The sequence below is a fragment of the Asticcacaulis sp. genome, assembly GCF_035497195.1.
Classification (GTDB): domain Bacteria; phylum Pseudomonadota; class Alphaproteobacteria; order Caulobacterales; family Caulobacteraceae; genus Asticcacaulis.
On the sequence record NZ_DATJDZ010000004.1, the window covers coordinates 119,140 to 144,561 of the forward strand.

26 protein-coding genes are annotated in these 25,422 nt (G+C 60.4%); 11 read left to right on the forward strand and 15 right to left on the reverse strand.

Going from position 1 to position 25,422, the window contains the following annotated elements; translation table 11 throughout:
- Positions 1–221: 221 nt before the first annotated feature.
- Together VL130_RS01290 and VL130_RS01295 are read left to right on the forward strand one after the other, a co-directional pair.
- The gene (locus VL130_RS01290; RefSeq protein WP_325360289.1) at positions 222–1,358 is read left to right on the forward strand and encodes an FAD-dependent oxidoreductase; all 1,137 of its coding nucleotides are present in this window, start codon (positions 222–224) and stop codon (positions 1,356–1,358) included.
- Between the two features lie 80 nt (positions 1,359–1,438).
- The gene (locus tag VL130_RS01295; RefSeq protein ID WP_325360291.1) at positions 1,439–2,203 is read left to right on the forward strand and encodes a DUF1080 domain-containing protein; all 765 of its coding nucleotides are present in this window, start codon (positions 1,439–1,441) and stop codon (positions 2,201–2,203) included.
- Positions 2,204–2,231: 28 nt separating this feature from the next.
- Here the strand turns inward: VL130_RS01295 and VL130_RS01300 are convergent, their stop codons facing one another.
- From VL130_RS01300 to VL130_RS01315, 4 genes are all read right to left on the reverse strand, one after another.
- A complete protein-coding gene (locus VL130_RS01300; protein ID WP_325360293.1) occupies positions 2,232–3,365 on the reverse strand; it encodes a glycosidase in 1,134 nt (377 codons plus the stop codon).
- The gene (locus VL130_RS01305) at positions 3,362–3,658 is read right to left on the reverse strand and encodes a hypothetical protein (protein WP_325360295.1); all 297 of its coding nucleotides are present in this window, start codon (positions 3,656–3,658) and stop codon (positions 3,362–3,364) included. Before VL130_RS01305 ends, VL130_RS01300 begins: the two co-directional genes overlap by 4 nt.
- 61 nt (positions 3,659–3,719) lie before the next feature.
- The gene (locus tag VL130_RS01310; protein WP_325360298.1) at positions 3,720–5,060 is read right to left on the reverse strand and encodes a hypothetical protein; all 1,341 of its coding nucleotides are present in this window, start codon (positions 5,058–5,060) and stop codon (positions 3,720–3,722) included.
- 199 nt (positions 5,061–5,259) lie between these two features.
- The gene (locus tag VL130_RS01315; protein WP_325360301.1) at positions 5,260–6,099 is read right to left on the reverse strand and encodes an aldo/keto reductase; all 840 of its coding nucleotides are present in this window, start codon (positions 6,097–6,099) and stop codon (positions 5,260–5,262) included.
- A 77-nt stretch (positions 6,100–6,176) separates the two neighbouring features.
- Between VL130_RS01315 and VL130_RS01320 the strand changes: the two genes are divergently transcribed.
- A complete protein-coding gene (locus tag VL130_RS01320) occupies positions 6,177–6,602 on the forward strand; it encodes an MAPEG family protein (protein ID WP_325360303.1) in 426 nt (141 codons plus the stop codon).
- A 155-nt stretch (positions 6,603–6,757) separates the two neighbouring features.
- Here VL130_RS01320 and VL130_RS01325 read toward each other — a convergent pair whose 3' ends face one another.
- Complete coding sequence (locus VL130_RS01325) at positions 6,758–8,362, reverse strand: peptide chain release factor 3 (protein WP_325360305.1); 1,605 nt, start codon at positions 8,360–8,362, stop codon at positions 6,758–6,760.
- A 146-nt stretch (positions 8,363–8,508) separates the two neighbouring features.
- On the opposite strand from VL130_RS01325, the gene VL130_RS01330 reads away from it, so the two are divergent.
- Positions 8,509–9,060 (forward strand): hypothetical protein, encoded by a 552-nt coding sequence (locus VL130_RS01330; protein ID WP_325360307.1) that lies wholly within the window; start codon positions 8,509–8,511, stop codon positions 9,058–9,060.
- A 2-nt stretch (positions 9,061–9,062) separates the two neighbouring features.
- On the opposite strand, the gene VL130_RS01335 is transcribed toward VL130_RS01330, so the two are convergent.
- Entirely contained in the window at positions 9,063–10,433 is a 1,371-nt protein-coding gene (locus VL130_RS01335) for a hypothetical protein (protein ID WP_325360309.1), read from the reverse strand.
- On the reverse strand, positions 10,430–11,002 hold the full coding sequence (locus tag VL130_RS01340; RefSeq protein ID WP_325360311.1) for a TetR/AcrR family transcriptional regulator: 573 nt from the start codon (positions 11,000–11,002) through the stop codon (positions 10,430–10,432). Before VL130_RS01340 ends, VL130_RS01335 begins: the two co-directional genes overlap by 4 nt.
- Before the next feature lie 190 nt (positions 11,003–11,192).
- On the opposite strand from VL130_RS01340, the gene VL130_RS01345 reads away from it, so the two are divergent.
- The 5 genes from VL130_RS01345 (at position 11,193) to VL130_RS01365 (ending at position 16,564) form a co-directional block, all read left to right on the forward strand.
- Positions 11,193–13,571 carry a chemotaxis protein CheA gene (locus VL130_RS01345; RefSeq protein ID WP_325360313.1) on the forward strand — a complete coding sequence of 793 codons (2,379 nt, stop codon included), beginning with the start codon at positions 11,193–11,195 and terminating at the stop codon, positions 13,569–13,571.
- Positions 13,568–14,011 (forward strand): chemotaxis protein CheW, encoded by a 444-nt coding sequence (locus VL130_RS01350; RefSeq protein WP_325360315.1) that lies wholly within the window; start codon positions 13,568–13,570, stop codon positions 14,009–14,011. Before VL130_RS01345 ends, VL130_RS01350 begins: the two co-directional genes overlap by 4 nt.
- Positions 14,012–14,041: 30 nt before the next feature.
- Complete coding sequence (locus tag VL130_RS01355) at positions 14,042–14,407, forward strand: response regulator (protein ID WP_325360317.1); 366 nt, start codon at positions 14,042–14,044, stop codon at positions 14,405–14,407.
- A gap of 103 nt (positions 14,408–14,510) precedes the next feature.
- Complete coding sequence (locus tag VL130_RS01360) at positions 14,511–15,710, forward strand: chemotaxis response regulator protein-glutamate methylesterase (RefSeq protein WP_325360319.1); 1,200 nt, start codon at positions 14,511–14,513, stop codon at positions 15,708–15,710.
- Entirely contained in the window at positions 15,710–16,564 is an 855-nt protein-coding gene (locus VL130_RS01365) for a protein-glutamate O-methyltransferase CheR (protein ID WP_325360321.1), read from the forward strand. Before VL130_RS01360 ends, VL130_RS01365 begins: the two co-directional genes overlap by 1 nt.
- 54 nt (positions 16,565–16,618) lie before the next feature.
- Here VL130_RS01365 and VL130_RS01370 read toward each other — a convergent pair whose 3' ends face one another.
- Positions 16,619–17,050, reverse strand: coding sequence for an endonuclease domain-containing protein (locus VL130_RS01370; protein ID WP_325360323.1), 432 nt, complete (start codon positions 17,048–17,050; stop codon positions 16,619–16,621).
- A gap of 190 nt (positions 17,051–17,240) precedes the next feature.
- Here VL130_RS01370 and VL130_RS01375 point away from each other — a divergent pair, with 190 nt between their 5' ends.
- Positions 17,241–18,224, forward strand: coding sequence for an aldo/keto reductase (locus VL130_RS01375; RefSeq protein WP_325360325.1), 984 nt, complete (start codon positions 17,241–17,243; stop codon positions 18,222–18,224).
- An 87-nt stretch (positions 18,225–18,311) separates the two neighbouring features.
- Here VL130_RS01375 and VL130_RS01380 read toward each other — a convergent pair whose 3' ends face one another.
- From VL130_RS01380 to VL130_RS01410, 7 genes are all read right to left on the reverse strand, one after another.
- Positions 18,312–18,929: a DUF4142 domain-containing protein gene (locus tag VL130_RS01380; protein WP_325360327.1), complete on the reverse strand. Its 618-nt coding sequence runs from the start codon at positions 18,927–18,929 to the stop codon at positions 18,312–18,314.
- Between the two features lie 301 nt (positions 18,930–19,230).
- Positions 19,231–19,578: an arsenate reductase (glutaredoxin) gene (arsC, locus tag VL130_RS01385; RefSeq protein WP_325360329.1), complete on the reverse strand. Its 348-nt coding sequence runs from the start codon at positions 19,576–19,578 to the stop codon at positions 19,231–19,233.
- A 2-nt stretch (positions 19,579–19,580) separates the two neighbouring features.
- Positions 19,581–19,943: a helix-turn-helix transcriptional regulator gene (locus VL130_RS01390; RefSeq protein WP_325360331.1), complete on the reverse strand. Its 363-nt coding sequence runs from the start codon at positions 19,941–19,943 to the stop codon at positions 19,581–19,583.
- A 228-nt stretch (positions 19,944–20,171) separates the two neighbouring features.
- Positions 20,172–20,693, reverse strand: coding sequence for an arsenate reductase ArsC (locus tag VL130_RS01395; protein ID WP_325360333.1), 522 nt, complete (start codon positions 20,691–20,693; stop codon positions 20,172–20,174).
- Between the two features lie 298 nt (positions 20,694–20,991).
- On the reverse strand, positions 20,992–21,693 hold the full coding sequence (gene ctrA / locus VL130_RS01400) for a response regulator transcription factor CtrA (protein WP_325360335.1): 702 nt from the start codon (positions 21,691–21,693) through the stop codon (positions 20,992–20,994).
- A gap of 311 nt (positions 21,694–22,004) precedes the next feature.
- Positions 22,005–22,313 (reverse strand): hypothetical protein, encoded by a 309-nt coding sequence (locus VL130_RS01405; protein ID WP_325360337.1) that lies wholly within the window; start codon positions 22,311–22,313, stop codon positions 22,005–22,007.
- A gap of 63 nt (positions 22,314–22,376) precedes the next feature.
- A complete protein-coding gene (locus VL130_RS01410) occupies positions 22,377–24,338 on the reverse strand; it encodes a DNA/RNA helicase domain-containing protein (RefSeq protein WP_325360339.1) in 1,962 nt (653 codons plus the stop codon).
- Between the two features lie 111 nt (positions 24,339–24,449).
- On the opposite strand from VL130_RS01410, the gene VL130_RS01415 reads away from it, so the two are divergent.
- On the forward strand, positions 24,450–25,337 hold the full coding sequence (locus tag VL130_RS01415) for a CmcJ/NvfI family oxidoreductase (protein ID WP_325360341.1): 888 nt from the start codon (positions 24,450–24,452) through the stop codon (positions 25,335–25,337).
- Positions 25,338–25,422: the final 85 nt, after the last annotated feature.

Below are 25,422 nucleotides of genomic sequence, written 5' to 3' on the forward strand. Positions count from 1 at the left end.
AAAAAAAAGCCGCGCTATCAGCGCGGCCAGTTTACAGGGAGGAAACGCCCAGGAAGGGCAAAGGCCTCGAACAAGGCCTAGTAACCTCTCGATAGCAGGCTGTTAGCGCTAACGCAAGCGAAAAATGACAGCGCTGTCATTTTCTTTTGAAGCTATCCCGCCTTGCCGTCATTCCCTCTGACCGCTAGGGTTCCGCCGGGTATAAACACACAGGCGGGAACATGGATAGAAGAACACTTATGCGTGGCGGTCTGGCCACCGCCCTGCTGGCGCCTGGCCTCGCCCGCGCCACCGAACCGGCGCTGATCGCCATCCGCACCGATCCGGCCCAGGTCTTCCGCACCACCGTCTGCCTCAGGCCCTTCCGCGCCGCCGGACCACGCATCGAGGCCGAAACGGTCGGGCGCAAGCAGGTGATCCACAATTACGGCCACGGCGGCAGCGGCTGGTCGCTGTCCTGGGGTTCCGCCGATGTCGCGGTCGGGCTCGCCATGCAGTCTTCGCCGCGCAAGGTGGCTGTCATTGGCGCCGGTGCGCTCGGCCTGACCGCCGCCATTACCGCCCAGCGCGCCGGCGCCGAAGTCACCATCTATGCGAAGGAGCGCTTCCCCTTTGTCCGTTCGGCACGCGCCACCGGTATCTGGTCGCCGGATTCCCGCGTGGCCCAAACCGCAACCATGCCGGCCGATTTCCCTGTCCAGTGGGAACGCATGGCCCGCACCTCCGCCGCCATGCACGAATCCTTTGTCGGCAGCGCCGGCAATCCGGTCGAGTGGATGGACTACTATACCCTGCGTGATCCGGAACCGGAGCCTGCGATCACCGAACCGGCAATTCCCGAACCGTTCGATCCCGGCTTCGCCTATCTCAACGACCGCCTGCGCGGCCTGATGCCGGCCTATGGATCGGTGGCCCCGGAAACGACGCCGTTTGCAGCCACGCAGGTGCGGCGCGGCGCCAACCTGACCTTCAATATCGCCGACTATGGCCGGCAGTTGGAAGCCGATTTCCTGCTGGCTGGCGGGCGCTTCGAACATGCCGAATTCCACGCCCCGTCCGACCTGTCGAAGCTGAAGGAAAAGGTCATCATCAACTGCACCGGCTATGGCGCCCGTGCCTTGTGGAAGGACGAAAGCATAGTCCCCATCCGGGGCCAGATCGTCTGGCTGGCGCCGCAAGAGGGCGTCCATTACGGCTGCTACCGTGATGGCATCGGCGTCCTGGCCCGTCGCGACGGCATTGTGGTCCAGGACTTCGGCCCGGACGAAGCCTTCGGCTGGAACGACGCCAACGAAACGGTCGATCCGCTGTCGGCGCAGGCCACGCTGGAAAAGCTGAAGGCGGTTTATCGCGCGTAAACCCCTGAATTCGTGTTACCTTGCGGAAAACATGTATTTGCGCCAACTGTGTCGATACTGAACTCTACCGGGAGATATTTATGAAGAGTCTGATTTTCATGAGCCTGGCGCTGATCGGCGCTGCCCCCGCGCCTGAGGCGAAGTGGGAGCCGCTATTCGATGGCAAATCGCTTGAGGGATGGACCCCCAAGATTGCCGGTCACGCGGTTGGCGAGGACCCGCTGCATACCTTTGTTGCGCAGGACGGTGTCATCCGCGTGTCTTACGCCAATTACAAAAAATTTGACGGCGCCTACGGCCATCTCTTCTGGAAGACGCCCCTGAAAGCCTATCGCATTCGCTTCCAATACCGCCTGTTTGGCCCGCCATTGCCGGACATCAAGGAATGGGAAATCAGCAATTCCGGCCTGATGTTTCATTCCCAGGCGCCCGAAACCATGCGGCGCGAACAGGCGTTTCCAGTCAGCCTGGAATTTCAGTTACTGGCCGTTCCCCGTCCCACCAAAGAACCGACCGGCAATCTCTGCACACCCGGCACCACCGTCGCTATCGATGGCAAGCGTGACCTGCGCCACTGCATTCTGTCGTCTTCGCCCCTGCTCCCCCTGGACCGCTGGACTCAGGCTGAGATAGAGGTCTTGCCCAATGGCGACATCACGCATTTTGTCGACGGCAAGCCGGTGCTGCACTATTCCGCACCGGAGCTGGACCCGAAGGACACGGACGCCGTGCCGCTGATAGCGGCGGCCGGAGGGTCTGTTCAATTGGGGAAAGGCTATATCGCGCTACAGGCCGAAGGCCAGCAGATTGAGTTCCGCAACATAGAATTACAGCGGCTTGAGTGAGTCCGACCAAGGCCGTTGGTCTGCGCGCTTAAACTTCCGCCTTCGCCGTAAAAATCGACTTGGGAATATGCGTGATCCGGCAGGCCAGATCGCCCTCACCCGACGCCACGATATAATGGTCGCCACCATCGACGATCCCCGTGGTGAAGACAACATCGCGGATATAGACCTGATCCTCGATCGGCCGTGTCAGGTCCGGATTGGCCTCGATCAGCGGTGTGTGTTCGGTATGGATCACGCGGCTCGGATCGTCCTTATCAAGGATCGACCAGTAGGTGCGATAGATGCCGACCAGTTCCTTCGGTTCGACGCCATGCCACAGGCTGAGCCAGCCCTCAGGCGTCAGGATCGACGGGGCGCCGCCCCCCATCCGCGCCGTCGCCACCGTGCCGGAATGCGGGCGTATCCCCGGCTTGCGATACGGCTTCCAGTACAGCCCGTCTTTCGATGTGGCCAGGTTGATCGACGGCCCGGCGCGCCATTCACTACCAGGCGGATAAGCGAAATAGAGATCGCCGAGCGGCCTTGTCTGCGCCCAGTATTCATCACCAATCTTGCCTTCGAAAATCAACATGTCCTTGTTCTGGTGATCGAGCACGATATCCTCGAACACCCAGTCGAGACCATTTTGCGAACTGTACAGCGTCGTCGACTGACGCTCCGGGCTGATCGAACAACTGGTCATCAGCCAGCGCCCGCCCACCTTCGATATGCGCGGGTCTTCGATGCCATAGCATTGCAGGCTGTCCTGCGGCGCCACGGCCTTGTCATAGTGCATGGCCACGACCGCGAGTCCGTCCGGCGACAATTCGACCGGCAGAAGCCACGACAGCGAGGTCAGGGCGATGATCCGCCAGCCGCCGCCACGCAGCTTGAAGACACGCGGGTCGGCGGTATCGACCAGTTCCAGCGGCCACGGGTCGAGCACATAGCGGCCGCCATTCCAACGGATGGCATGGACATGGTTGTCAAATATCGGCGTGCGCAGGGCTTCGGCGACACGCACCATCAGCAGCAGGTTGCCATTTTCCAGTCGCGTCAGGCCCGGATTGAAAGCACCCAGTACATAGGTTTCGGCATTAAGATGCCCGGCCAGAGGCGAGCGCGACAGGTCGATATCATCCGGCGTCAGAATCAGGCGATCAACCGCGTAGGCACTCACCGCACCGGCCTTGCATCATCGGCGATGGGACTTTCGCGCTCGGTGTCGAGCAGGTCTTCGTCCGTGTCATGCACCGCGACCACGCCGTCATCCGGCATGTCGGCGGCATCGATATCGAGCGCGGCGCCGCTGTAAACCTTATGCGTATCGTCAATACCTGTCGGCACGTATTCCGAGCCGTGCCGTTCGCGGTTCTCCGCCGTGAACGGCAGGCCGGCGGCATCGCTCAAAACGGTTTCGCCGGGCTTCAACACGGAATCGCGCGCCAGGCCTTTTGAGGTGGTTACGATCATGATCATCTCCTCTTGCGCCCCGCGCGATTTCAGCGCGAAGCGTATCAAGAGGCAATGTGTTTCACGCCTGTTCGCGGACCCGATCAAGCTGCATCTGCGCGCCCTTCGCCAGGCTTTTCAGGTGCTGTTCGTCAAAGATTTCCACGGCTGCTTCCAGGGCGTAGGCCGCCTCGGTGCGCTCCATCATGAAGCCGGTGATATCGCCGCGCGCCACATACAGCCGCGCCAGACTGGTTTGCAGGATCGCCCAGCCGACCGGATCGTGCTCCGGCTTGCAGGCGCGCAGTTCGGCCTTGAAATCGGCTTCGGCCCGATCGAGCGACTTGAGATCACCCTTCAGTTCGGCGTGCTTGGCCAGGCAACCGGCGCGATTATTGATCAGTTGCCCGCGCAGGGCCAGGCCCTTTTGCAGCGGCCGCTTCAGCGCCAGATCATAGACCTGCATCGCCTTGTCATAGATCTGTTCGTTGAGCGTCAGTTCGGCCAGGGCCTGCAAGCCCATAGCCAGGGCCTGTTTGTGCGCCACCCAATCGAGCGGCGAATGTTCGAAATCGACCGGATCTTCCTCGGTGCTGAGCAGCGAAATGCCTTCCGAGATCACGCCCGGATTGCCCTCGATCTCGCCTTTCCACACCATGGCCAGGCCCAGGCGCAGATTGACGCGCGACCAGGTGACCGGCTCATAGGCCGGATCAAAGCGGGCCTGCAACGCCTCGAAATCCTTGATCACCGCGCCCATCAGCGACGAATCGCAACGGTCAAGGCCGACCAGGGTCAGGAGGTCGGCGCGCTCATAACGGGCCTGCGCCGCTTCGATCTTGTCGGCGGCCGCATGGGTATGCTGTACGCGCTTGTCGGCGCGCTCGACGGCGCGATCAATATGCGACATGGCCAGCAGGGCCAGTTCGAGATCCTCGCCGACGCCCTGTTTCACTGCCAGACGCGCGGCCAGTTGCGCCTCGACGCGGTTGAAACGGGCGCGTAAGGAGTCATCGTCCTGAATGGCGGCGCGGCCACCGGCCAGCAGGTCCTCTGCGGAGGTCAGCAGGTCGTGGGTTTCGTAAAGATCAGCCGACAGGATGCAGGTCTGCGCCTGTTCCAGCGCGGCGATGGCGGCCTCGGCGGCGGTCTTGGCTTCCTTGCCGGCGTTTTCGGCAGCCGAGGCGGCGCGGCGCAGCGCCACCGGATCACCGGTGCGGCGGCCGTATTCGCGCCAGATCTGCGCGGCTTCGAGATAGGGCATGAAGCGGTTCTTGGTAGAGACGCGACCGCCTTCGATATCGAGCTGGCGCCCTTGCGTGATCAGCAATTGCAGGTTCATCAGCTCATAAAGACTCGGATCGGACTCCATCCGGCCGTGGTTACGAAAGATGCGCCTCAGTTCACGGCCAAATTCAAACATCGCTTGTCCATCGCGTCCGAAGCGAAAAGCGTATCAGGACGATACGCTCCGTTCGGCGGTAAATGGACATTTGCAAGGGAAGTGCCGAAGGGCGCAGACAAGGACGGTTTATCCACCATTGCGCTTCTTGTACCTCCCCATCTCTGATGAGGAGGGGGACCGCGCGCCACTTGGCGCGTGGTGGTGGGGCTTCTTGTTTTTACCGCCCCGCCCGGTCCAGCGCTTGGAACTCCTCATCGGATAGTGCGATCTCCGCCGCCGCGACGTTTTCCTCCAGATGCTTCACCTTGGATGTGCCCGGTATCGGCAGCATGACCGGTGAGCGTTTCAGCATCCAGGCCAGGGCGATCTGCGACGGCGTGGCCTTATGCAGGCGGGCGATATGATCGAGCGGACCGCCGCTTTGCGCCAGGTCGCCGGCGGCCAGCGGATACCACGGAATGAAGCCAATACCATTGGCCTCACAATAGTCGAGCACAGCCTCATACTGGCGATTGACGAGGTTATAATGGTTCTGCACCGTCGCCACCGGAAAGACCTTCCGCGCCGCCCCGATATCCGCCACCGACACCTCGCTGAGGCCGGCATGGCCGATCACCCCGTCATCGAGCAGGGATTTCACCGCCGCGAACTGTTCATTCGCCGGCACATGCGGATCGATGCGGTGAAGCTGCCACAGACCGATCTGTTCAACGCCCAGCAGTTCCCGGCTGCGGTGCGCCTGCGCGATCAGGTATTCCGGCCGGCCGTTCATCGTCCAGCGATCCGGGCCTGAACGGGTAAAACCGGCCTTGGTGGCGATCAGCAGATTGTCATAAGGATAAAGCGCCTCGCGGATCAGCTTTTCCGAGACTTCGGGGCCATAGGAATCGGCGGTATCGATGAAGTTGACACCCAGTTCTGGCAGGCGCTTCAGCGTGCGCAACGCTTCGTCACGGTCCGCCGGTTCCCCCCAGACACCGCGTCCGGTGATCCGCATGGCGCCGAAGCCGAGACGATTGATCTCAATTTCACTGCCTATTTTGAAAGTGCTGCTCATAATGATACCTCTCTGGTCCGTCGGTGTAGACATAGGCATCCAGCCTGAGATTACCAATGACAATTTGGAGATTGCGAATGAGCGACGCGGGAAAAGGAATGCTGGCGGCCATACTGGCGATGGGTGTGCTGCACTTCGTCATGATGATGTGGCTTTATCTCAGCCGCTTGAGAGCTTTCAAACAGGCGGGCGTCACGCCGGATACCGCGACCTATTCCACCATGCGCAAGCTGCCGGACTGGGCGCTCAACCCGGCGGCCAATTACAACAACCTGACCGAGGCGCCGCCGCTTTTCTATGCCGTGGTTATCGTCATCGTGCTGCTGGGTCAGGCGGATACGGTCAACGTGGTACTGGTCTGGCTCTATGTCGCCATCCGCGTGGCGCATTCGCTATGGCAGTCATTGGTCAACAGGATCAGCATACGGATGATGCTGTTTGGTGCGTCCTGGTTTGTACTGGGTGCGTTGATTGTCAGGAGTGGATGGCGGGTTTTATCTTAATTCTCCTCCCCTGCAGGGCGGGGGAGGTGTCGAGCAAGCGTAGCGCGTCGAGACGGAGGGGCTCTCGCCGCTTGGGGGATGCCCCCTCCGTCAGCGACACCAGCCCTTCGGGCTTGGCGCTGCCACCTCCCCCGCTTCGCAGGAGAGGAAAAAGTTTAACCCCGCTCTTTCGTCCGCTGGAAGCTGACATCCGGGAAGCGCTCTGACACATAGTTGATCTCCCAGCCCGACTTGCCGAGGAAGACCGGCGCGTCGTCGATATCCGCCCCCATCTGCGCGCGGTACTTGCCGGCGAAATCCTCGATCTTGGCCGCGTCACCGCCAAGCCAGCGCGCTTCGGCGTAAGGCGACGGCTCGAACATACACTCCAGGCCATATTCATTGGCCAGGCGATCGGCCATGACCTCGAACTGGAGCTGGCCCACAGCGCCGACGATGAAATCCGAGCCGATCGAGGGGCGGAACAACTGCGTAACCCCTTCTTCGGCCAGGGATTCCAGTGCCTTTTTCAGGTGCTTGGCCTTGAGCGGATCTTTCACGCGCACGCGCTGCAGAATTTCCGGCGCGAAGTTCGGCAGGCCGGCGAAACGGATCGTGCCGCTTTCGGACAGGCTATCGCCCACGCGCAGAACGCCGTGGTTCGGAATGCCGATGACGTCGCCGCCAAAGGCATCCTCGGCCAGTTCGCGGTCGGAGGCGAAGAACATGATCGGCGCGTTGACCGACAATTGCTTGCCGGTGTTCTGCACCTTCAGCTTCATGCCGCGCTGGAACTTGCCGGAGGTCAGTTTCAGCATGGCGATGCGGTCGCGGTGGTTCGGGTCCATATTGGCCTGAACCTTGAAGACAAAGCCGGTGACTTCCTTGTCGACCGGATTGACCACCGTATCGACACCGGCCTTCGAGGCTTTGACCACCTTCGGCGGCGGCGCGAAACCGCCGATGGCGGCCAGCAACTGATTGACGCCGTAGTGGCGTAAGGCGCTGCCGAAGATTACCGGCGTCATATGGCCTTCGAGGAAGCTCTCCACGTCGAAGCTCTTGAAACCGCCTTCGAGTAGTTCGGCGTTATCCTTCAATTCCTGCAATTCGTCCGCGCTCAGCCAGCCCTTGGCCACAGCCTCATCGACCGGCACGGGGGCATCGTGGCCCTGGTCGTATTCGGCGCCGGAGTCGCGCTTGGTGAAGGGATAAAACAACCCGGTTTTCAGCTCGATCATGCCGCGGAACCGGTTGCCCGAACCGGCCGGCCAGTAGAGCGGCGACGGGTCGAGTTGCAGCTTCGATGCCACCTCATCCAGCAGGGCCAGGGCGTCCTCGGCTTCACGGTCCATCTTGTTGATGAAGGTGATGATGGGGATATCGCGCAGGCGGCACACCTCGAACAGCTTGAGCGTCTGCGGCTCGATGCCCTTGGCGGCGTCCAGCACCATGACGGCGGCATCGGCGGCGGTCAGGGTCCGGTAGGTGTCTTCCGAAAAGTCTTCGTGGCCGGGGGTATCGAGCAGGTTGAACATGAGGCCGTCGTGCTCAAACGTCATGACCGAGGACGAGACCGAGATGCCGCGTTCCTTTTCGATCTTCATCCAGTCGGAGCGCGTGCGACGGTTTTCGCCCCGGGCCCTGACCTGTCCGGCGGCGCGGATCGATCCGCCGGACAGCAGCAGGTGCTCGGTCAGGGTCGTCTTACCGGCGTCCGGGTGGGAGATGATAGCAAAAGTCCGGCGGCGCGGCGCTTCGGTTTCGGGGGTGTTTGACATGCGGCAGCGGATATAGGTTCAGGACTGAAAAGTCAAAGTAAGAAACCTTACCATCACTAAAGCCAAGTGCCATTTGATAGACACGGCCTTTGGCGCGCGTTAGGTTAAAATTCGATACGTAACAAATGAAAAACGGTAAGCTGACAATGAGCGAAATCGACTGGCAAGCGCTCGCCTATAAATTGGGCTACATCACCAAGACTGAAAGTGGTCATACTGAAAGTGGTGGCACCAAAAATGCGCGTGCTGCACTTACAGATATTCTTGGCGAGGAGCTACTTAGAGGGGCTGTCGATTTCTATGTATCGGGTCGAAGGGGGGCCGAAACGGCACGGTCCGTCCTGTGGTTGCTTCAACCGCCATGTGCGATGGAGCGCTGTCATGAAATTTTTCGATCCTCAAAGGATGAGGTCGAAAGAAGTGAGGCAATAAACCTACTAAAAGTGGTTGCCGACAAGCGCGTACTCTCTTGGGTGCCAGAATATCTTGCTGACCATAATTTAGGAGTACAGGCTTGGGGCATCGGCATTGTCGATCAGCTTGCCTGGTCAGGCAATGCTGAACCAGAGCAATGTATGCCACTTATAAAAGTGGCGCTTGAACATTCCAATGAACGCGTTCGTGAGACGGCTCAATTTGTAATGGAATATCTTCGGGAGAGGGCCGAAAAAGAACACGAAATACCTGTCCTCTCTTAGCCTTAAGCAAGTGTACTCTTACTTACAGCCGTCTTCGGGCGCCAGATCAGCAGTCCAAGCAAGCCCAGCCACAGCGCCAGCCCCCCTTGCGCGAAGAGATCACCGATACGGCTGTAGAGCGTATGTCCGCTCCCCATTGGCAGATCACCGACCAGCATCGATGGGCCTTTCACCGTGCGTTTTTCGGCAATGATCCGGCCCTTGGAATCGTTCAACGTCATCAGGCCCTGCGACGCTGAGCGCGCCAGAGAGAACCCATTTTCCACGCTGCGCACCACCGCCATCCGTCCATGCAGGTAAGCGTCGCGGTCGAAATCCCAGGCTGGCACCAGCATCAACGCCACGTCACGCTTCCCATAAAGCCGTAGATCGGAAGCAAAATCCATATCCTTGCAGATGGCGATGCCGACGCGTTGGCCGTCGATAGGCGTAATCAGTTCGGCATGACCGCGCACATATTCCGCTTCAAGGCCCGGCACCATGCGCTTCTTGAGATATAGACGCACGTTCGCCCCTTCATAAAGCGCGGCGATATTCAGCCGGCCGCCTTTCACCGGACCATCGAGACCGGCGACGATCACGCTGTCCGAAGTCAGTTGCGTACCCGTCGCCAGCATCTTTTCCGGAATGACAATGGCGGCCGGTTTTTGCGCCGTCGCTTGAGCAATCTGCGCGGTAAACGCGGCGGAGATCTCAGGCCCGGCTTCCGGATGATCATAGATACGCCCGGCATAGCGGTCATCACTCAGCAGAGCGATGCGCAGGGACAGCCCCGACGGCTGCGCCAGTTGCCAGAAGCCGTAAACCAGCGCCGCCACAACCGGCAGAGCCCAGACCGCCAGCGCCGTCACATCACGCGGCCTGAGGCACAAAACCGCCAGTCCGGCCGGTATAATAGCCGCCAGAAAGCTCAGGCCCGCGATGCCTGCCAGCGATGCCGTTTGCAGCAAGGGTACAACATCGACCATCGCATAACCCAGCGCGCCGAAGCTGCCGTTTGGCGACACCAGTCCATAGAGATATTCGATGGCGGCGGTCATGGCCGCAAAGCCCAGCACAGCCACCGCCGGTGATATGCGACGATAAAGCCCGCGCATAAACAGCACCGCCAGGGCAAACACCAATGCCTGATAGACCGCCAGACCATAGATCAGCGGCAGGACACGACCATAGAACCACACCGGTCCGGCCTCGCCCATTAATCCGGCGATTAAGGCCAGACCGAAGACCGGCCACGCTTTTGGCGCGCGCACGGCATAAACCAGCAGCGGCACTGGTGCCACCAACACCAGCCAGCCGAATTGTCCGGTATCGCGGCTCACCGCCAACAAGGCCCCCGATAGTAAAGCCGCGACTATGCCCCATAATTTCACTTTTCGTCTCCTTTGAGATAGATCCGCGCCGCCGAGCGCAGGCACAGCGCCGTAAATGCCTGACGCGACAGGTTGAACCGGCCGGAGCGATGCAGCCCGACCAGTCCCTGCAGCACGCCCCAGACCGCCATGGCCAGTTCCAACGGCGGCCCGTCGCGCACCAGCCCCGCCGCTTGCCCCTGGGCCAGACGCTGCGCAAAGCCGCCGACCACCGGCGAGCGTCCGGCTTCGAAACCCTCCGGATAGATGCGTTCGGCGCGCGTTTTCAGCACGAAGGCGGCATCAAACAGGGCCGACTCATCAAGTGCGTAATCGACAAAGGCCGTGGCCATGGCCGCGAAGCCTGCCAGCAACGGCAAATCCGCCATCGCCTGAATGCGCGCCTGCCACCGGCCGAGCGCGTATTCGCCCAGCGCCTGCAACAGGTCGGCCTTGTCGGCGAAATGGCGATAGACGGCCATCGGCGTGATCCCCGCCTTCTGGCCAACCGCGCGCAGGCTCAGGCCTTCCAGCCCCCTGGCTTCGAGTTCGGCGGTGGCGATGGTCAGGATGCGGTCTCTGGTTGTCATGTATACAGTGTATACTTGATCACGCCATGACGCAAGCCGGCTGAACAACCCCACCGCGAAATTCGATAAAATTCAGACTTTGGTAAGATTGTGGCAACGGTCCCTTAACCAAAGCTGTTCACTATGACCCCGACAAGCCCTGCCCGAAGTGTCACTTTCGGGCGCGGCCGCCAGTACAATGGGGTATGAAGTGGACGACTTAATTTCCGAATTCCTGACCGAGACCGCCGAAAGCCTTGAGGTCGTCGATAGCGAACTGGTCCGGTTCGAAGCCAACCCCACCGAACGCAAGACGCTCGACAACATTTTCCGCCTGGTCCACACCATCAAGGGCACCTGCGGCTTTCTGGGCCTGCCGCGCCTCGAAGCCGTGGCGCACGCCGGTGAAACCCTGCTCGGCCGCTTCCGCGATGGCAAGCTCGACGTCACGCCCGTCGCCGTTACGCTGGTTCTGCATTCCATCGACCGCATCAAGGTCATCCTCGCCAGCCTGGAAGCCACCGGCAGCGAACCCGATGGCGACGATCATGACCTGATCGCCCAGTTGGAAGCCATGGCCGAGGGCCAGGAAGTCGATCTCGCCGCCGTTCAGGCCGTCGAAGTGCCCGTCCGCACCATCGGCGCCGAGGTCGAAGCCGCCGAACTGCCACAGGTCATCGAAAAAGCCCCTGAGCGCACCCTGCGCCCCGGCGAAGTTTCCGAAGAAGACCTGGAAGCCGCCTTCGCCGCCGCCGAAGCGCCCGACTGGATGAACGAAGTCGTCACCGAGGTGGAAGAGCCTGAACCGGTCGCCGAAGTGAAGCCTGTCGCCGCTGCCGCCCCCAAGGCCGCGCCGGAGCCGATGGCCGGCCTGGGCGGTGAAGATTCCCAGGGCATCGCCACCACCCAGTCCATCCGCGTTTCGGTCGATGTGCTCGAAGGCCTGATGACGCTGGTGTCGGAAATGGTGCTGACGCGCAACCAATTGCTCCAGATCGCCCGCACCCGTGAAGATTCCGCCTTCGCCACCCCGCTGCAACGCCTCTCCACGCTTACCGGCGAGTTGCAGGACAGCGTGATGAAGACCCGGATGCAGCCGATCGGCGCGGCGTGGAAGAAGCTGCCCCGCCTGGTACGCGACCTCTCCTACGAACTCGGCAAGAAGATCGACCTCGTCATGGACGGCGAAGGCACCGAACTCGATCGCCAGGTGCTCGAACTGATACGCGATCCGTTGACCCACATGGTGCGCAACTCGGCCGATCACGGCCTGGAAGGCACGCAGGAGCGCATTGACCTCGGCAAGCCGGCCAACGGCACCATCAAGCTGGCGGCCTTCCACGAAGGCGGCTACATCGTCATCCGCATCGCCGATAACGGCCGCGGCCTCAACACCGCCCGCATCCGCGAAAAGATCATTGAAAAAGGCCTGGCTTCGCGTGGCGAAGTCGAGGGCATGAATGATCAGCAGATCCATCGCTTCATTTTCGCGCCCGGTTTCTCGACGGCGGCGGCAGTCACCAATCTGTCCGGCCGCGGCGTCGGCATGGACGTGGTGCGCACCAATATCGAGCAGATCGGCGGCCAGATCGACCTGACCTCCGTCGCCGGTTCGGGCACCACTTTCACCATCAAGATTCCGCTGACCCTGGCCATCGTCTCGGCGCTGCTCGTCGGCGCCGGCAAGCAGAAATTCGCCGTGCCGCAGACCTCGGTCATGGAACTGGTCCGCACCGGACAAAACGCCGAACACAAGATCGAAAAGATCAACGACGCCCTCGTCCTGCGCCTGCGCAACAAGCTATTGCCGCTGGTCCAGCTTGGGCCGACGCTGCAACTCGAAGCCGCCAAGGATGAAGACGCCACCTTCGTCATGGTTATTCAGGTCGGTGAACGCCGCTACGGCCTTGTCGTCAATGACGTGCTCGATACCGAGGAAATCGTCGTCAAACCGCTGGCCACCATCCTGCGCGATGTTGATGTCTTCTCCGGCGCCACCATCCTGGGCGATGGCTCGGTCGTGCTGATCCTCGATCCCAATGCCATGAGCGAACGCGCCGGCAATATGCTGGAAGAAAAGGCCGCCGAGGAATCGGAAGACGCCGTTTCCGACGCCGGCAGCCAGAAGGTCGCCATGCTGATGTTCAAAGCCGGCAACGGGGCGCCGAAGGCCGTCGAACTCGAACACATCACCCGCCTCGAACACGTCGAATCGTCACAAATCGAGATCATGGAAGGCCGCGCCGCCCTGCAATATCGCGGCAAGCTGATGCCGATCCTGACGGTCAACAGCGATTTCAGCGGGCTTCTCGCGGCCAACGGCCAGGACAACCATATCCAGCCCCTGCTCGTCTTCACCGGCGAGGGCTACGCCATGGGCCTGGCGGTCGATGAGATCGTCGATGTCGTCGAGGACTACATGACCATCGAACTGTCGGCTGATCGCCTGGGCGTTCGCGGCACCGCCATCGTCGCCGGCCGCGCCTGCGAGATCCTCGACGTCGATTATTACCACCTGCGCGGCCTGGCCGAACACCAGCGAACACCTGGTTCTTTGGCTGCCGCCAACAATGAGAAAGCCGTCGCATGAGCCTCAAAGATTACGTAACGCTCCGCGTCGGCGGCCAGCTTTTCGGTGTTGACGCCGCCCGCGTCCATGATGTCTTCCATCCGCGCGGCCTGACGCCCGTGCCACTGTCACGCGCCGAAATCGCCGGTGTGCTCAATCTGCGTGGCCGCATCGTCACCGCCGTCTGCGCCCGCCAGCGCCTGGGCCTGCCGCCGCGTGACGCCGACGCCCCTGAACCCCTGGCCATTGGCCTTGAAGTGCATGGCGACAGCTACGGTCTCGTCATCGACTCGGTCGATGAGGTCCTGAAACTCGACGATGAAAAGTTCCACGCCCCTCCCGGCAACCTGCCGCCGCGCTGGGCCGAAATAATCGTGGGCGTTTATCAATTGGAAAAGGAACTTCTGATAGTGTTGGACCCACACACGCTTTTGGATGCCGCACATCTGAAAGCCGCTTAACGCCTTTTAGAAAAATAAGGGAAAATCAGGATGAAAACCTGTCTCGTTGTCGATGATAGCCGCGTTATCCGCAAGGTCGCCAGACGCATCCTGGAAAACCTGCAATTTGAGGTCTCTGAGGCCAATGATGGGCTTGAGGCGCTGAAGTCCTGCAAGGAAAACATGCCCGCCGCCATCCTGCTCGACTGGAACATGCCGGTCATGGACGGCATCACCTTCCTGCGCCAGTTGCGCAAGGAAGATGGCGGCAAGGCCCCCATCGTGGTCTTCTGCACCACCGAAAACGACCTGGCGCATATCACCGAAGCCCTGACCGAAGGGGCGTCGGAATACATCATGAAGCCATTCGACGGCGAAATCCTCGAAGCCAAGTTCTCCGAAGTCGGCCTGATCTGAAAACAAAGTAGTGTAACCTCCGAAAGCCATCTGGCTTTCGGCAAGGCCAAGTGGCCGCCGTCGCTGATGCGACGTAAGCCCCGCGGCGACTGAGCGCAAAAGAATGTCCCTCAATCCCCATACCGTTGCTTCGCTGCGACCCTTGAAGATCATGATCGTCGATGACTCGGCGGTCGTGCGGGGGCTGATCTCGCGCTGGCTGGAACATGAGCCGGACATGGTTCTGGCCGGGCTGGCCATCGATGGCGCCAAGGGGGTCGAAAAGGTCAAGGAAATCCAGCCGGACGTGCTGATCCTCGACATCGAAATGCCGAATATGGGCGGCCTCGAAGCCCTGCCGAAGCTGCTGGCCGCCAAGCCGGGCCTCAAGGTTTTGATGGCCTCGACGCTAACGACGCGCGGCGCCAATGTCACCCTGCGCGCGCTTGAACTGGGCGCGGCCGATTTTGTGCCGAAACCCGACTCCTCGCGTATAGGCGGCGCTGACGGCTTCCGCACCGAACTGCTGACCAAGATCCGCGCCCTGTGTGGCCGGACGCGCGCCTGGCCTACGCCACCGACGGCGGCCCAGATGCACAGCGCGCCGGCTCCGGCGCCGGCAACGCCCTCCGCTCACGGCCACACGACTCCCGCGCCCGCCTCAAGCCTGCGCGCCCCGCCGAAGCCCGTCATCGTGCTGGCCACGCCTATCCTTCGCCCGCGCAGCACCGGCCCCAAACGCATCGACTGCCTCGTCATCGGCGCCTCGACCGGCGGCCCCCCCGCCTTGCGCGCCTTCCTGCTCGGCCTGGGGCCTGACTGGAAATTGCCGATCCTGATCGTGCAGCACATGCCGGCCACCTTCACCGCCATTCTCGCCGAGCATCTCGACAAGGCCCTGCCGCAAAAGGTGCAGGAAGCCAAGAACGGGATGCTGATCGAGAGCCGCAACATCTACATCGCCCCCGGCGACTGGCACATGACCATCAAGAACGACCCGATCGTCAAGCAGATCAAACTTGACCAGGGGCCGCAGGTCAACTGGTGCCGCCCGGCGGTCGATCCCCTGTTCAAATCCGCCGCCGAGGTCTACGGCAACCATGCCCTCGGCGTGGTGTTGACCGGCATGGGCCATGACGGCCGTGACGGGGCCGCCGCGATGGCCGCCGTCAACGCCTCCGTCATGGTGCAGGACGAAGCCACCAGCGTTGTCTGGGGTATGCCCGGCGCCATCGCCGAAGCCGGCCTCGCTGAAATTATCAAACCCATCGATGGGCTGTCCGCAGCCTGTAAAGCTTTTGCGCGCGGGGAGCGTCCAAACTAATGACACCTGAAGATATTGCGCACCTTGCCACAACGCTGAAAACGCGCTCCGGCCTGATCCTCGGCTCGGACAAGACCTATCTGATCGAATCCCGCCTGTCGCCGGTGGCGCGCCGCGAAGGCTTCGCCAATGTGTCGGCCCTGCTGTCGGCCCTGCGCACCAAGCGCGACGAAAAGCTGATGGCCGCCGTCACCGACGCGATGACGACCAACGAGACCTTCTTTTTCCGCGACAAGATTCCGTTCGACCAGTTCAAGAGCGACATCCTGCCGGCCCTGGCCAAGACGCGCATCAACGGCGACATCAAGGTCTGGTGCGCCGCCTGCTCGACCGGCCAGGAACCCTATTCGCTCGCCATGCTGATGGACGAGTCGAAGATGTTCTATCCGCGCCTCAATCTCGATATCCTCGCCACCGATATTTCCGAGCGCTGCCTGGAGAAGGCGCAGGCGGGTCTTTATACCCAGTTTGAAGTCCAGCGCGGCCTGCCGATCACCATGATGGTCAAGCATTTCGAGAAGGTCGACGAGATGTGGCGCATCTCGCCGAAGCTGCGTTCCTCGATCCGCTTCAAAAAGATGAACCTGCTCGATGATCTGCGCATGGTCGGCCGCCAGGACGTGATCTACTGCCGCAATGTGCTGATCTATTTCGACCTGGAAACCAAGAAGCGCGTGCTCGAGCAGATGGCGACCCTGCTGACCGATGACGGCTGCCTGTTCCTCGGCGCGGCTGAAACCGTGCTGGGCATTACCGACGTCTTCAAGCCGATGCCGGGGATGCGCGGACTGTATGTGAAAAACCAGGCCAGCGCTCAGAACGCTGCCCAGAGGAGCCTGCGCGGCGCGGCTTAAGCCGGGACACGTCCCTGCACCCATAAGTTTGGCGTTTAAGACCCTGCTGGCATATCACCAGCAGGGTTTTTTCGCATCTTCCCGCAATATCCCTGCCACACGCAGCCGGATGCCATCGGCAACCGCATCGGCGCTGCGGTAGACCTCGGCTGCCGAAATTCGATAGGTTTCGATGCCAAGCCTGGCAAAATAGGCATCTCGTCCGGCATCCCGCTCCGCGTCATGCAGACCGCCAACAACCTCAACCGCCAACTGTGCCTTATGACAGAAGAAATCGAGGACATACGGTCCGATAGCCTGCTGGCGTTTGAAGACGACACCCCCGGCTCGCTCTTTTAAACGCGCCCAGAGCAAGTGTTCCGGCACCATCATCGCCTTTCTCAATTTTCTCGCAAGCGCAATTTTACGGTCTGGTTTGTTATCCATACCGAAGGCTAGCGCGAAAATTGAAAGCAAGAAACCCCACCACCATTTCGCTGCGCTCATGGTCCCCCTCCCCGACAAGCGGGGAGGCTCAAGTAAGTATCGTCCCTCCCCGCTTGTCGGGGAGGGGGACCGCGCTCATTCTTCATGAGCGTGGTGGTGGGGTATCTTACCTTCTTTTCCCCCCTCTCTTTCAACGCCAATGAAAAGCCCCCATATATGCCGGGCTTTCTGTGAGAGGAGCCTCCCCAAAATGAAAACACGTAAACTCGGCCAAAGCCTGGAAGTGTCCGCGCTCGGTCTCGGCTGCATGGGCATGAGCTGGGCCTACGGGCCTTCCGACCGCGCCGCCTGCCTGAAACTGCTGCGCGACGCCGTCGATCTCGGCATCACCTTCTTCGATACCGCCGAAGTCTATGGCCCGTTCGTCAATGAAGAACTGGTCGGCGAAGCGCTAAAGCCCGTTCGTGACAAGGTGGTGATCGCCACCAAGTTCGGCTTTGCGATGGGCCAGCAACCCGGCAACCTGACCGGCGTCAATTCCCGCCCCGACCATATCCGCGAAGTGGTCGACGCCTCGCTGAAACGCCTCAGGCTGGATGAAATCGACCTGCTTTACCAGCACCGCGTTGATCCGGATGTGCCGATTGAGGACGTGGCCGGTACGGTCGGCGACCTGATCAGGGCCGGCAAGGTCAGGCATTTCGGCCTGTCCGAAGCCTCAGCCGACACCATCCGCAAGGCCCATGCCGTACAGCCCGTCACCGCCGTGCAAAGCGAATATTCGCTGTGGACGCGCGATCCGGAAACGCAAATCCTGCCGACCCTGGAAGAGCTGGGGATCGGCTTTGTGCCCTATTCGCCGCTCGGCCGCGGCTTCCTGACCGGCGCGTTGAAAGACGCGGCGCTCGATCCGACCGATTATCGCAACACCAGTCCGCGTTTTACCGGCGACGCCAGGGCGCAGAACACCCGCGCCGTCGATGCCCTGAGCGATATCGCCAAGGCCAAGGGCGTCACGCCGGCGCAGCTGGCGCTGGCCTGGCTGCTGGCGCAAAAACCGTGGATCGTGCCCATCCCCGGCACGCGTCATCTCGATCGTTTGAAGGAAAACATCGCTTCGGCGGAAGTGACCTTAAGTGCCGCCGACCTGAGCGAGATCGAAAACGTCATCGCCGAGACTGGTTTCGCCGGCGCCCGCTATACCGATGCCGGCATGGCGATGCTGAACCGGTAAACTTGATAATAAAAAATCCCCCAGGACGGTCCTGGGGGATCTTTTCGCCCGCAATCAGGCCGCAAGGCCTGACCCGCTGGGGCTAAGTTAGTTACCGCCTTGCGAAACCGAGTCGAGCTTATCGCCATTGGCGGCCAGGGTCGGCAAGGTATTGGCGGCGAAGGTCTTGACCGATTCATCCGTACCGGTCGCGGCATAGGCCTTGAAGACATTTTCGGCCTTGTCGTTCACTTCGCCCTGGGCGGCCACATACTTGGTGTCGAAGTCTGCGCCCTTGGCGGCCTTCAGTTCACCGAGCTTCATATTGTAGTCGTCGGTAAAGTTCTGGTCGAAGTGCATGTCCGAAGTCGAGGACTGGATGGCGGCGACCATGCCGGTGCGCGTCTTCAGGCCGTTATCGAGCACAGCTTGAGCCGTCGCCTTGACGTCCGGGCTTTGTCCTTGCGTCGCGGCCAACTGGCTGGCGGCGATGCTGAATTCATTGGCCATAAAGGCTTCACGCATGAAATTCTTGGCGGCATTGGCATCGGCAGCAGGAGCGGTCGCATCAACAGGTGCCACCGGCGCCGTTACCGGCGGCACGGTCGGCTGGGCCTGCGGCATGGTTTGGTCAGGCGCCGTCGTTTGTGCAGAGGCACCAAGGGCGGCGGCAGCGACAACGGCGGCCAGAATACCGGAGACCTTATAAGCTATTGTGTTCTTCATTACATTCATCCTCATTTTTGAATATCTGCACCTGTTAAGCGGGTGCCGGCTGAGGAGATCGACAATAATGACACGGCTTGGTGGAAATGCGGCTGTTTAAATAAGAGGCCGTACCCCGTCGTCACGCAAAAAATAAAAAAGCCATAGTCACGCGTCGTGACCCCGGCCAATCGTGTTCTTAAAATGGCGGAAGTCCGGCCAGAGTAAAATGACTTTAGATGGAATCGTCATTTTGCTCTGTCTTTTTTGTTTTGCCGCGCAATTGATCCGATAAGTGGTGGCCACTTTGTCGGATTGCGCTCTAAAGAATTTCCAGCACCTTTTCCTGCGGCCGCGCCAGGATCGCGCCCTTATCGCTGACCACGATCGGGCGCTGCACGAGAATAGGCTGTTCGATCATGGCGGCCAGCAGGCGGTCATCACTGACAGCCGGATCGGTCAGGCCCAGTTCTTCGGCGGGCGTGCCATTTACGCGCAGCAGGTCGCGCGGTTTCGCCTTCATGACCCTGAACAGCGATTTCAGCAGGTCTTTCGTCCAGCCTGCTTTGCGATAATCGACAACGACCGGCTCGATACCCGCCTCGCGGATCAGTTCAAGCGTCTTGCGGGAGGTCGAGCATTGCGGATTGTGATAAATGGTGACGGGCATGATCAGGCCTTGGCGTGTGCGGACGCATCATTGGCGGGATGGTTCCTGAACCAGGCCTGCAAGGCGGTGGCGGCTTCGGCGTTGTTTTCGGTCACGTCATTCAGCAGAAAGCCCATCAACTCGGCATAATGGGTGAAATTGGCGCGATAGATGATCGAGCGGCCATCACGATAGGCCGACAGCAGGCCGGCGCCGGTCAGGATGCTGAGGTGCGTCGAGGCCGTATTGGCCGGAATGGCGTTGGCCGCGGCGATCTTGCCGGCCGCCATGCCGTCCGGCCCCGCCTTCACGATGGTGCGGAAGACGTTCAGACGGCCAGGATGCGCCAGAGCAAAGAGATTAACCACCGCGTCGTCACTGATCATTGGGAGGCCTTTGGAAATGGATCGCGCGCAGGGGGGGACCTTGAGTTTGCGCGATCAAACACTGTAAGCGGAGCTTTCTACTATTATAAAACTATGGAAACTTAAAGGCGAGGTCGCGGCCGCCTCCACAATATTTCGTGCGAAGTCGTGATCGGGGGCAAAAATAGCGCGTCATCCGTGGGGCAGATGACGCGCCTGAAGTCGGGCAGGAAAGTTGAAATTATCCCCCTAAGCCGCCAGGCGCACACCGTCTTCGCCCATGCGATCGAGACGTGACTGGATGTGCGGACCGGTCAGGCAGTCTTCCGACAGGTTGGCCAGGGCGTCGATGCGCGCCGCCAGATGATTGAAGACATCGGCATAGGCGGTGGCGATGGCGCCGGACGCGCCGGAGACATCGGAGGGATCGGGCATATGCCAGTCGGTGACAACCGGCGCGCCTTTAAACTGCGGCAGGCGTCCGCTGCCCCGGCGATCGGGCGACAAACGGATGATGAAATCAAAGCCGGGGTCGTTTTCTTCCATGACCTCAGCCATCTGCTTGGCGGAAACCCGGTCGGCGTTGTAATTGATCTTGTCCAGCAGGGCGAGTGCATCAGGATTGACCGCCTCGGCCACGCTGTAGCCGGCGGAAAACGCCTGGAACCGGCCGGCGCCCAGGCGATTGAGCAGCGCCTCGGCCAGAATGGAACGCGCCGAATTATCGGTACAGAGAAACAGCACAGTGAAAGTCCGCAAACCCGTTGTCATCCGCCAACCCCTATATCCGGAGCGGCCACTGTCGGCGACTCCCGTTATGAGAACAACGTTACCACCAATTGTTTATTCTGGAATTTACGAAATGGGTGAATGAATTGACAATAAAAACGGACCCGTCTTCCTTAAATCTCCCCCTCTTGGAGGGGGAGCTGGATTTTTGGCCCTGCCAAAAAGACAGAGGGGGTAAATACAACGCGCGTGACCATAACCCCCTCTTGGAAATGGGCATCAAAAAAGCCTGCCGAGAGAGGTCGGCAGGCTTTTTTGATATTCAGAAAGCAGAAGCCGCTTAGGCAGCCACAATGCTGGTCTGTTCGTGCGGATCGCGCAGCACATAGCCGCGGCCCCAGACGGTTTCGATATAGTGGTTGCCATCGGCGGCCACGGCCAGCTTCTTGCGCAGCTTGCAGATGAACACGTCGATGATCTTGAGTTCGGGTTCGTCCATACCGCCGTACAGGTGGTTGAGGAACATTTCCTTGGTGAGCGTCGTGCCCTTACGCAGGCTCAACAGCTCAAGCATTTCATATTCCTTGCCGGTCAGGTGGACGCGGTTGCCGGAGACTTCAACGGTCTTGGCGTCGAGGTTGACGACGATATCGCCGGTGCGGATAACCGATTGGGCGTGCCCCTTGGAACGGCGGACAACGGCATGAATGCGCGCGATCAGTTCGTCCTTGTGGAACGGCTTGGTCATGTAATCATCGGCGCCATTACCGAGCGTCTTGACCTTGGTGTCGATTTCCGAGCTGCCGGACAGGATCATGATCGGCGTGTTGATCTTGCCGACGCGCAACTGGCGCAGCACTTCCAGACCGGACATGTCGGGCAGGCTGAGATCGAGCAGGATCAGATCGTAATCATAGATCTTGCCGAGGTCGATACCCTCTTCGCCGAGGTCGGTGGTATAGACGTTAAAGCCTTCCGACTTGAGCATCAGTTCGATGCTCTGAGCGGTCGCGCTGTCGTCTTCAATAAGTAGTACGCGCATATAAGCCCCTCCCGGCTCGTGGGTAACGAAAACAGCGCCCGCGACATGCAAACGCCCGTTAACCTTCATGCTAAACAGGAAATCCCTTAAGATTCGTTAAGCTTAACAACTCAGATAATAAAACTCAGAATCAAGCGGTAAGGTGATTTGCGAATCGGGGGCAAGAGTCGTGAGTCAACGATTCTCCTTATGCACAGGATTTTTACCGCCATTTTTCATCGGTGAGTCATTTGAATCACACAGTACAGCGCGCTCGCCCCAAAATGCTTCGGGCAGGCGCGCTGTATGGAAAAACAGCGATGAGAAATTAATCAGGCTTCCTCGACCATATGGTGGAGGATATCGACATAGCGCAGATCGTTCTTTTCCGACGCCAGGGCGGCCTTTACCAGCTTATGGCGGGCCTCCTTGCAATCGAGTGCGCCGGTATCGACCCGTTCGACGATCCGCATGAGATGGGCTTCGAGATCGGCGGCATCATGGTGAGCGGCGCCCTCGAAAAAGCGCGTCAGGCCTTCGCACGTCTGCTGGCGGTTGAGGACACCTGTGCGGAACATCTCAAGCACCCGGCCGATATTGATATCAAGCGCCTGCTGCGCCGCATCTTTCATAAAGAACATAGGAGCACTCCTGCTGACCCCGCCCCTATGCGTAATGTAACACAGCTACGTGAAGCCGGCTGATCAACACTTCGGGAGCGCCTTCAATCCGCAGCTTTCCAGGTAGGCATAGGTCTCATCATAAAAGCGCTTCGGACGCGTATGATCCCCGTCATCGCCGGACGGCACGAAAATCACCATGCCCTGCCGCGCCCGCGTGAGAATGACGCGATAGGCGTTTCTCAGATAGAGCCTGCGGAAGCGATCATTGACCGACTGCCACTTCGTGCCCTTGAAATTGTAACAATGCCAGCCGTCATCAACGTAGCGCAGGTCCGCGTCCCAGCAGACACCCACATAGTCCAGTTCCAGCCCCTGAACGTCGAATTCGCTGGCGACATCTTCGAGATAGAAAGACGAGCGGATATCGCTGCGGTCGTTGAGGAACCAGTTCGGCGGATCGATGCCGGCCTTTACGTGCAGGCCTTCCGGTCGCAACCGCATGGCCCCTGACGAGGCCACCAGACCATAGCGCTCCGAACCCCGCGCCGTCGTGCGCAGCCAGTGCCGGGCCGCCGCCAGATCACGCGTCAGATGGATGGGATAGTTTTCCAGCTTTTCGTGCGCCTGACGCGCCGCCCCAGCGTCGCCATTCAGCAGATGGGAGATGAAATCGGACAGGGTTTCGGCGCGGAAAGAACGCATCGAAACCCCCAGATGCAGGTCATCATGCAACCGCACCTGTTCCGTGGCGATAAAGGCCCTCGCGTCATGATTCAGGTCATAATCCGGCTGTTCGATCTGCGCCGAAACATGCACCGCCCAGTGCGGGAAGCGATCGCGGATGGCCGCCATCCATTCCGACATGCCGGCCTCACCCATATTGATTTCCTGCCCGCCGCCGATCAGGCAAACCACCGTGCACCAGTCGGCATGACGGTCCATGACGCTGAGTAGGAATTCCGGTTCGGACATGTCGAAATCAGCGACGCCGCGCTTCTGCTGCATGAAACTCGCCGCCTTCGCCTGCGTCCAGGCGCGCTGGGCTTCGTCGAACACCACCACATGCTCGACCGGTGCAGCGCTCGTGTGAACATATTCATCGCGGAACTTGTGGATGTTCTGGATAAAGGCGCGCACCTTGCGCTCGACATGCGCCTTGGGCTGACCGGTGCGGCGGGCCTGATCGCGCGTCAGGGCCTCGCGCAGCACATCGACCAGCGGGCCGTTGCCTGACAGAAAAACCGCGTGCTCATCGGCGTGGCGCTCGCTGCGCTGGGTGGCGATATTCAGCCCTGCCAAAGTCTTGCCGGCGCCGGGCACGCCGGTGACAAAGCAGATCGATTTACGGTGATGCGCTTTGGCGTTTTCAATCACCCCGGCGATGACATCCTGTGTACGGCCGAGATTGATCGCCCCGGCATCGGAACGGGTGATATCGGCCACCTCATGCCGGGCATAGAGCGCCCGCGCCGCCTCGACGATGGTCGGCGTCGGACGGTAGCCGCTGGCGGCCCATTTTACAGTGTCGAAAAACGGCGCGTCATGGTGCGCGGCGATCATGCGGATGACCGCGCCAAGATCGATGACCGCAAGACACAAAGGTTTCGCCACCTGATCAAGCGCCAGTTCAAGCTGGACATCGCGTGAGGCCGCCGCCTTCGTGGCCACCAGGATCGGCACGATCGACAGCCCATGACTGCCTTCATGGAAATTCTTCAGATCGAGCGCATAGTCCTCGACCTGCTCGATGGCGTGGCGATCAAAGGTATCGCTGCCGACCTTGAACTCGATGACGAAAATGCAATCGCCGATCACCACCACGGCGTCGGCGCGCTTGCCCATGCGCGGGATCGAAAACTCGAAATAGAGGGTGAAATCCGACGCCTCTTTCAACGCCCCGCGCAGGATGGCGATCTGTTGCAGCCACGCCCCTTTTTGATTTTCTTCAAGATCATGGCGATGGCGCAGGGCAAGTTCGCCCATAATATGCTCAGGCGTGTCCTTATAAAACTTGTCGCGGTCGGCTGTGTAATAGGCGCGCATATATCCCCCAGGGCCGGTTACATAGACCAGGTGCGATCCGGACGGTCAAGCTGTGAAGGCCTCTTGCGCACGGAGGACGATATGCCAATCTAGGGTAAAAGGGAGGTGACAATGGTGGAAGCGACACTTAACGGCTTTATCCGCCGCGATCTGGTGACCGATGGCCCCGTGCTGATCCGCGTTAATGGGCCGGCGGAGGGGCCGGTGCCGTGGGAAGCTGCGCCACCCATACCCATCAGCGATGCCCGCGCCCTGCAAACCGGTGAATTGCCCGTACACGATTTTCTTGCCGCCAATGGCTTTGTGCTGGTCGATCATGTCTCGCAGGTGGCGGACTGGGATTCCGGCGCTTCGCAGGACCGCGACACAAACGATATCCTGCGCACCTATATGCCGGAGGTCGAAGCGCTGATCCGTGATCGGTTGTTGCCCGGCCGCAGGCTGGAAATCCGCCAGGGGCCGTATCTGGTGCGGCGAGGCCCCGGCAGCAATCCTTATGCCCAGGGTGTGCATCAGGATCATGGCCTGACGCCCGACGATTATCAGGAAAGCCTGGAAGCCTTCTCGACGCCGGAATATGCAAAGGCGTGGCGGGCGCGGTATGATCAGCCCGATGTCGCCGGCTTCATGGTGCTCAATTTCTGGCGGACGGTCTATATGGATGAGGCCTTGCAGCATATGCCACTGACGATCTGCCATCCGGCCTCGGTGGCGCGGGCGGATCTGGTGCCCGCCGCCCTTGTCGATTTCGCACCGAGCGGCAAGAACACCAACCAGTTATCCCTGCGCTATAATCCCGATCATCGCTGGCATTATTATCCGGAGATGACCACCGGCGAAGTCCTGGTCTTCAAGATTTTCGAGGTCTTCAAGGATGCGCCCGAAGGGGATTTCAAAACCGTCTTCCATACGGCCTTTGCGCATCCCGATACGCCGGCGGATGCCCCCGAACGGCAAAGCTGCGAACACCGGGTAGGCGTGTTTATTCTGCGGGACTGAGGCAGCAAGACACCCCACCACCAACGCGCTCTGCGCGTCGGTCCCATGGCTTGCAAAAGCTATATTTTCGCTGACGACAAACCCC

Bases quoted from the DNA above. Each gene is read 5' to 3' on its own strand.
- VL130_RS01290 (WP_325360289.1), top strand. From the start codon at position 222: ATGGATAGAAGAACACTTATGCGTGGCGGTCTGGCCACCGCCCTGCTG.
- VL130_RS01295 (WP_325360291.1), top strand. From the start codon at position 1,439: ATGAAGAGTCTGATTTTCATGAGCCTGGCGCTGATCGGCGCTGCCCCC.
- VL130_RS01305 (WP_325360295.1), bottom strand. From the start codon at position 3,658: ATGATCGTAACCACCTCAAAAGGCCTGGCGCGCGATTCCGTGTTGAAG.
- VL130_RS01310 (WP_325360298.1), bottom strand. From the start codon at position 5,060: ATGTTTGAATTTGGCCGTGAACTGAGGCGCATCTTTCGTAACCACGGC.
- VL130_RS01315 (WP_325360301.1), bottom strand. From the start codon at position 6,099: ATGAGCAGCACTTTCAAAATAGGCAGTGAAATTGAGATCAATCGTCTC.
- VL130_RS01320 (WP_325360303.1), top strand. From the start codon at position 6,177: ATGAGCGACGCGGGAAAAGGAATGCTGGCGGCCATACTGGCGATGGGT.
- VL130_RS01325 (WP_325360305.1), bottom strand. From the start codon at position 8,362: ATGTCAAACACCCCCGAAACCGAAGCGCCGCGCCGCCGGACTTTTGCT.
- VL130_RS01330 (WP_325360307.1), top strand. From the start codon at position 8,509: ATGAGCGAAATCGACTGGCAAGCGCTCGCCTATAAATTGGGCTACATC.
- VL130_RS01340 (WP_325360311.1), bottom strand. From the start codon at position 11,002: ATGACAACCAGAGACCGCATCCTGACCATCGCCACCGCCGAACTCGAA.
- VL130_RS01350 (WP_325360315.1), top strand. From the start codon at position 13,568: ATGAGCCTCAAAGATTACGTAACGCTCCGCGTCGGCGGCCAGCTTTTC.
- VL130_RS01355 (WP_325360317.1), top strand. From the start codon at position 14,042: ATGAAAACCTGTCTCGTTGTCGATGATAGCCGCGTTATCCGCAAGGTC.
- VL130_RS01360 (WP_325360319.1), top strand. From the start codon at position 14,511: ATGTCCCTCAATCCCCATACCGTTGCTTCGCTGCGACCCTTGAAGATC.
- VL130_RS01365 (WP_325360321.1), top strand. From the start codon at position 15,710: ATGACACCTGAAGATATTGCGCACCTTGCCACAACGCTGAAAACGCGC.
- VL130_RS01370 (WP_325360323.1), bottom strand. From the start codon at position 17,050: ATGAGCGCAGCGAAATGGTGGTGGGGTTTCTTGCTTTCAATTTTCGCG.
- VL130_RS01375 (WP_325360325.1), top strand. From the start codon at position 17,241: ATGAAAACACGTAAACTCGGCCAAAGCCTGGAAGTGTCCGCGCTCGGT.
- VL130_RS01380 (WP_325360327.1), bottom strand. From the start codon at position 18,929: ATGAAGAACACAATAGCTTATAAGGTCTCCGGTATTCTGGCCGCCGTT.
- arsC (WP_325360329.1), bottom strand. From the start codon at position 19,578: ATGCCCGTCACCATTTATCACAATCCGCAATGCTCGACCTCCCGCAAG.
- VL130_RS01390 (WP_325360331.1), bottom strand. From the start codon at position 19,943: ATGATCAGTGACGACGCGGTGGTTAATCTCTTTGCTCTGGCGCATCCT.
- VL130_RS01395 (WP_325360333.1), bottom strand. From the start codon at position 20,693: ATGACAACGGGTTTGCGGACTTTCACTGTGCTGTTTCTCTGTACCGAT.
- ctrA (WP_325360335.1), bottom strand. From the start codon at position 21,693: ATGCGCGTACTACTTATTGAAGACGACAGCGCGACCGCTCAGAGCATC.
- VL130_RS01405 (WP_325360337.1), bottom strand. From the start codon at position 22,313: ATGTTCTTTATGAAAGATGCGGCGCAGCAGGCGCTTGATATCAATATC.
- VL130_RS01410 (WP_325360339.1), bottom strand. From the start codon at position 24,338: ATGCGCGCCTATTACACAGCCGACCGCGACAAGTTTTATAAGGACACG.
- VL130_RS01415 (WP_325360341.1), top strand. From the start codon at position 24,450: ATGGTGGAAGCGACACTTAACGGCTTTATCCGCCGCGATCTGGTGACC.